This window comes from Streptomyces sp. NPDC056503, from assembly GCF_042794995.1.
In the GTDB taxonomy this organism is placed as follows: Bacteria; Actinomycetota; Actinomycetes; order Streptomycetales; family Streptomycetaceae; genus Streptomyces.
In genome coordinates, this window is record NZ_JBHTST010000253.1 from 1 (window position 1) to 3,977 (window position 3,977).

The window sequence follows — 3,977 nt, forward strand, 5'->3', positions numbered from 1 at the left end:
GCCCGGGACCGAAGTCCCGGGCCGCGCGGCCGAGTCGTACCGGAGGGAGGGCTCAGGCGGCGAGGCCCAGGGCCGCCATCCGCTTGGTGTGCGCCTCGGTGATCCGGGAGAACATCCGGCCCACCTCCGCCAGGTCGAAGCCGTCCGCGACCCCGCCGACGAGCATCGTGGAGAGCGCGTCCCGCTCCGCCACCACCCGCTGGGCCTGCGACAGCGCCTCGCCCATCAGCCGGCGGGCCCAGAGCGCGAGCCGGCCGCCGAGGCGCGGGTCGGCCTCGATCGCGGCGCGGACCTTCTCCACCGCGAAGTTGCCGTGGCCCGTGTCGTCGAGCACCGCGAGCACCAGGGCGCGGGTGTCGGAGTCGAGGCGGGCCGCGACCTCGCGGTAGAAGTCGCTGGCGATCGAGTCGCCCACGTAGGCCTTGACCAGGCCCTCCAGCCAGTCCGACGGGGCGGTCTGGCGGTGGAAGTCGTCGAGCGCCTTCGCGAAGGGCTCCATCGCGGCGGTCGGTTCGACGTCCACCGCGGCCAGCCGGTCGCGCAGCCGCTCGAAGTGGTGGAACTCCGCGGAGGCCATCTTCGCCAGCTCCGCCTTGTCCTCCAGGGACGGCGCGAGCTTGGCGTCCTCGGCGAGCCGCTCGAAGGCCGCCAGCTCGCCGTAGGCGAGGGCACCGAGGAGGTCGATCACGGCGGCGCGGTACTGCGGCTCCGCGGAGGCCGTGGCCCAGTCCTCGGCGGCGATGCCGGTGGGGGTGGCGTCGGCGTCGGTCTCACCGGCGGGCGTGGCGTTGTCAGGCGTCTCCATGCACGGCACAATAGCCCGCCCTCCGCACCCCCGAAGGGCCTGGTCATTCAGTGTGACCGTGCCCTCATCACCATTTCGCCCGACACACATGCGCGATTCCGGGGTACAGTGGTAATGCGCCTGCCGAGTATGCGGACATGCTTTCGCACGTTCGGACGTACCCGGTGGGCCGACGCATGAATGAGGATGCCCGGTCGGTGGCCCGATCGGCTCCGGCCCGACAGCCCTTCCGGCGCCTGCCGAAGGGTCCCTCAAGCGGTACGACGCTCGAGCGACGGCAGTGGTCCCGTGCCACCCGGCGGCGATCTTCCCCAGGATCCCGCGGGAAGAGCCCGGCACGAATGAGACCCCCTTCGTTCGCCTCGCGCCGCGTCTCACAGAAGAGGCAGCACCCTGACTACGTTCCGAGAGCTCGGAATCCTTCCCGAGACCGCCGAGGCGCTCGAAGCCGTCGGCATCATCAACCCCTTCCCCATCCAGGAGATGACCCTTCCGGTCGCCCTCACCGGCACCGACGTCATCGGCCAGGCCAAGACCGGCACGGGCAAGACCCTCGGCTTCGGCCTGCCGATCCTGGAGCGCGTCACCGTCCCCGCCGATGTCGAGGCCGGCCGCGCCAAGCCCGAGGAGCTGACGGAGGCCCCGCAGGCCCTCGTCGTCGTGCCGACCCGCGAGCTGTGCCAGCAGGTCACCAACGACCTCCTGACCGCCGGCAAGGTGCGCAACGTCCGCGTCCTCGCCATCTACGGCGGCCGGGCCTACGAGCCGCAGGTCGAGGCGCTGCAGAAGGGCGTCGACGTCGTCGTCGGCACCCCCGGCCGCCTGCTCGACCTGGCCGGCCAGCGCAAGCTCGACCTGTCGCACATCAAGACGCTCGTCCTCGACGAGGCCGACGAGATGCTCGACCTGGGCTTCCTGCCCGACGTCGAGAAGATCATCAACATGCTTCCGGCGACCCGCCAGACCATGCTGTTCTCGGCCACCATGCCGGGCGCGGTCATCGGCCTGGCCCGTCGCTACATGTCGCGGCCCACGCACATCCGCGCCACCTCGCCGGACGACGAGGGCGCGACCCACGCGCACATCACGCAGCGCGTGTACCGGGCGCACAACATGGACAAGCCGGAGATGGTCTCCCGCATCCTCCAGGCCCGCGGCCGCGGTCTCGCGATGATCTTCTGTCGTACGAAGCGGACGGCGGCCGACATCGCCGAGCAGCTCCAGCGGCGCGGTTTCGCCTCCGGCGCGGTCCACGGCGACCTCGGCCAGGGCGCCCGCGAGCAGGCGCTGCGCGCCTTCCGCAACGGCAAGGTGGACGTGCTCGTCGCGACCGACGTCGCCGCGCGCGGCATCGACGTCGAGGGCGTCACCCACGTCATCAACTACCAGTCCCCCGAGGACGAGAAGACCTACCTGCACCGCATCGGCCGCACCGGCCGCGCGGGCAACACCGGTACGGCGATCACGCTGGTCGACTGGGACGACATCCCGCGCTGGCAGCTCATCAACAAGGCGCTCGAACTCGACTTCGCCAACCCGGTGGAGACGTACTCCAGCTCCCCGCACCTCTACTCCGAGCTGGACATCCCCGAGGGCACCAAGGGCATCCTGCCGCGCTCCGAGCGGACCCGCGCCGGTCTCGCCGCGGAGGAGCTCGAGGACCTGGGTGAGCCCGGCGGCCGTCGTGGCCGTGGCGGCCGCGCCGAGGCCCCGGCCGTCGAGGAGGAGCGCCCGGCCCGGACGCGCACCCCGCGCCAGCGCCGCCGCACCCGTGGCGGCACGGAGTCCGACGCCCCGCAGACGACCGCCGAGGCCCCGGAGACCGCAGAGGCCCCGGAGGCCGTCGACGGCCCCCGCCGTCCGCGCCGCCGCCGCACCCGCGGCACCGGCCCGTCGACCGGTGGCATCCCGGTCGCCGGCGCCACCCCCGTGACCCCGGCCCCCGTCGCCGAGCAGGCCGCGCCGGTCGCCTCCGTCGAGGCCCCGGTCGCGCCGGTCGAGGCCCCGGTCGTCTCCGTCGAGGCCCCGGTCGAGGAGGCGGCCCCGCGCCGCCGCCGCAACCGCGGTGGTCGCACGGAGACGGTCCAGGCCGTCGTCGAGGCGGTCGCGCCCGAGACGGTCGAGGCGCCCGCCGCCGAGGCCGCGCCCGCGCCCGCCGAGGCCCCCGTCGAGGAGGCGGCCCCGCGCCGCCGCCGCAACCGCGGTGGCCGTACGGAGGCGGCCCCGGCCGTCGCCGAGACGGTCGAGGCGCCCGTCGCCAAGGCCGCGCCCGCCGCGGCTCCGGTCGAGGAGGCTCCGCGTCAGCGCCGTGCCCGTGGCCCCGTCACCGCCGAGGCGCCCGTCGCCCCGGCCCGGGTCTTCACGCCGCGCAAGCGGCGGGTCCGGCCGCGCGCCGAGGACACGGTGAGCTTCCAGACGGTGGAGACCGCCGCCGCCGAGCTGGCCGCCGCCCGCAAGCGGCCCGCCGCGGTCCCGGCCCAGGCCGCCGAGCAGCGCCCGGCGTCCCGCCCGGTCCGGACCGCTCCGGTCCAGGTCGCCGAGACCCCGGTCGAGACCGCCCCGGTCGAGGCCGCTCCGGCCGCCGTCCCGGCGCAGGCCGTGGCCGCGCCGCCGCGCGCCCGGCGTCGGGCGACCCGTCCGGCCACCACCCCGGGTGCCGTCGTCGAGGCCGCTCCGGCCGTCGTCGAGGCCCCCGCGGCCCCGGTCGTCGAGGAGCCGGTCGGCCGTCCGCGCCGCCGCGCGGTCCGCAAGGCGTCCAGCCCCGTGACGACGACGGCGCCCGCCGAGGCCATCGTGGTCATCCCGGCGCCGGTCGCCGAGGCGGTCCCGGCCGTCGTGGAGGAGGCCCCCAAGGCTCCCCGCAAGCGCGCCGCCGCCAAGAAGGCCGCCCCGGCCGTCGAGGCGACCGCCGTCGAGGAGGCTCCGAAGGCCCCGCGCAAGCGGACCACCGCCAAGAAGACGGCCCCGGCCGTCGAGGCACCCGCCACCGAGGCACCCGCCACCGAGGAGGCCCCCAAGGCCCCCCGCAAGCGGACCGCCGCCAAGAAGGCCGCCCCGGCCGTCGAGGCGACCGCCGCCGAGGAGGCTCCGAAGGCCCCGCGCAAGCGGACCACCGCCAAGAAGACGGCCCCGGCCGTCGAGGCACCCGCCACCGAGGCACCCGCCACCGAGG

Annotated in this window: 2 protein-coding genes; one reads left to right on the forward strand and one right to left on the reverse strand. The window is 75.5% G+C overall.

What is annotated here, in order from left to right; genetic code table 11:
- Window positions 1-52 precede the first annotated feature (52 nt).
- Entirely contained in the window at window positions 53-805 is a 753-nt protein-coding gene (locus tag ACFQ8C_RS36720) for a ferritin-like fold-containing protein (protein ID WP_383466263.1), read from the reverse strand.
- Between the two features lie 483 nt (window positions 806-1,288).
- Here ACFQ8C_RS36720 and ACFQ8C_RS36725 point away from each other — a divergent pair.
- On the forward strand, window positions 1,289-3,977 hold a 2,689-nt coding region (locus ACFQ8C_RS36725; protein ID WP_383466265.1), incomplete at its 3' end, for a DEAD/DEAH box helicase.